The organism is Candidatus Binatia bacterium, from assembly GCA_036382395.1.
Taxonomy (GTDB): domain Bacteria; phylum Desulfobacterota; class Binatia; order HRBIN30; family HRBIN30; genus JAGDMS01.
Window position 1 is genome coordinate 1 of the sequence record DASVHW010000239.1, and the last position, 2,208, is coordinate 2,208.

Consider the following 2,208-nt stretch of genomic DNA (forward strand, 5'->3'; position numbering starts at 1 on the left):
ACGCGCAACAACAATAAGAAAAGTGTGTGCCCAACTGATCAAGGACCGGCAGCCTAAAGAGTTGCCTCACTCTGAGATGAGCAGAGTCGAAAGGGGACTGCAAGTCATGGATGCGGTTCGACATCCACGATGGAATGCGCAGAGCAGTCTGAACTGTCCGGACAGGGCGCTGTCTCGCCCAAGCCGGGCTACCACAGGACCTACGATGAGGAATACGAAGCCCGTGTCTGAAGCCTCAATTCAAATCGTGAACCCTCAGCATGAGACAGCAGAGGGATTGGTGCGTGATCCGGATCGGCTGACTGAACCGGTCTGGGCATGTTGCAACAACGGCATGAGCGTTGACGTCTCACCATCCCAGTCAATGCGCAGAGCACCTTGGGGTAAAGCGGGTCATCTATGGGTCCATGGGTTGTTGATCGGAACGTCGGAACCCACGCACAGCCGCCGGTCGGTAGCGGATCGGCTAACCCTTCGAAGCCGGGTGATGGCGGTGCGTGGGGGCGGAGATCCCGTAGTAGTCCGAGGCCGGGAGAGCCGGCCACATGGCGAAGGGGATCAGGTGCCAGGTAGTTTTGCGGCGAAGGAGGAATGAGCGGTGGACACCGTTTATCAGGCTGACAAGGTCTGGCTTCTCGACACTCAACGCAAACTCTACACGTGGAGTCGGTCCACTCCTGATGATGCGTGGCGAGACATGTGGAACTGGGTTACCCAACCACAGAACCTTCGCCTTGCATGGAGACGTGTCGCGAGCAATCGCGGCGCGCGCTCGTCGGGTGTGGACAAAGTGACTGTCAAGCACATCGAGACGCGCATCGGCGTCGAGCGCTTCCTCACCATGACGCGGGCGACGCTGCTGGATGGCAGCTATCGCCCGCGCCCGGTGCGGCGCGTGATGATTCCGAAGCGTGGCAAGCCGGGCCTGTTCCGGCCGCTCGGTGTGCCGACGGTGCAGGATCGCGTGGTTCAAGCCGCGCTCCTGCAACTGCTGGAGCCGATCTTCGAGGCGGAGTTCCTGACCGTCTCGTATGGCTTCCGCCCGAAACGGGCCTGTCGCGATGCACTGGAGCATATCCGCAACGCGATCCGACCGACCGGGCAGAAGACCAAAACCGATTGGCCCCGTCCGCCCTATCAATGGGTCATTGAAGGGGACATCAAGGGATGCTTCGACAACATCGATCACCACCATGTCATGACGTGCCTGCGTCGGCGCGTTGCTGACAGGCGGGTGACACGATTGGTGCGGGCCTTCCTGAAAGCGGGCGTTCTGTCCGAGGGCGCTTTGGTGCGCACCAAGGCCGGAACTCCGCAGGGCGGCGTGCTCTCGCCACTGCTCGCCAACATCATGTTGGCGGGCATTGAGCGTCGGTACGCCAGATACGTCGCGCCTCGCATCACCCGCGACGGCAAGCCATATGCCCGTCCCGGGGATGCGCTGCGCAAGTTCCGCCACTATGAGCGCAAGGCGGGGCGCGTCGTGTTCTTGCCCATTCGATATGCCGACGATTTTGTGGTGCTCGTTAACGGGACCGAGGAACAGGCCCGTGCCGAAAAGGAAGGTCTTGCCGTCTTTCTGCGGGAGCAGATGAAGTTGACGCTCGCCCCAGAAAAGACGCACGTCACCGCGCTCACCGAGGGCTTTGAGTTCCTCGGCCATCGTGTCCGGCTGCGATGGGATGACAGGTGGGGCTACTGGCCCCGCATCGAAATCCCCAAGGCCCGGGTCAAGGACTTCCACCACCGCATCAAGCAGTTCACGACGAGGGGGCGTTCGCGTCTCTCCTTCCAGGAGGTCATCGACGCTCTCAATCCGGTCTTGCTCGGTTGGGGACGCTTCTACCAGCACTGCTACGGAGCCAAGCAGGTGTTCACCCGCATCGATCATTATGTGTGGGACCGCCCGCGGCGCTGGCTGCGCAAGAAGTATCCCAAGACGCCTCGCCTCGTGATCCGTCGCCGGTACTGGCGGCGGCTCCCGGGCCGCGCCCGGTATCGATGGGTTGATCAACGCCCCGTCGCCATCGTCGCCGACCTGAAGGTGGGCCGTCACGACCTGCTCAAGATGCGGATGCCCGACTACGCGTATCCGGCACGGGAGAGCCCGGTGCATAACGAAAGGTGCACGCCGGGTTCGGGAACGGGGGCTGGGGAAACCGGCGGGGGAAACCCCGACAGCGGCGCCTCGCCCCACGTTCGCTGCGG

At 62.5% G+C, this 2,208-nt stretch carries 1 protein-coding gene; it reads left to right on the forward strand.

Going from position 1 to position 2,208, the window contains the following annotated elements; all coding sequences use genetic code 11:
* Positions 1–781: 781 nt before the first annotated feature.
* Positions 782–2,208: group II intron reverse transcriptase/maturase (gene ltrA, locus VF515_11245; GenBank protein HEX7408207.1), on the forward strand; the 1,427-nt coding region annotated here is incomplete at its 3' end.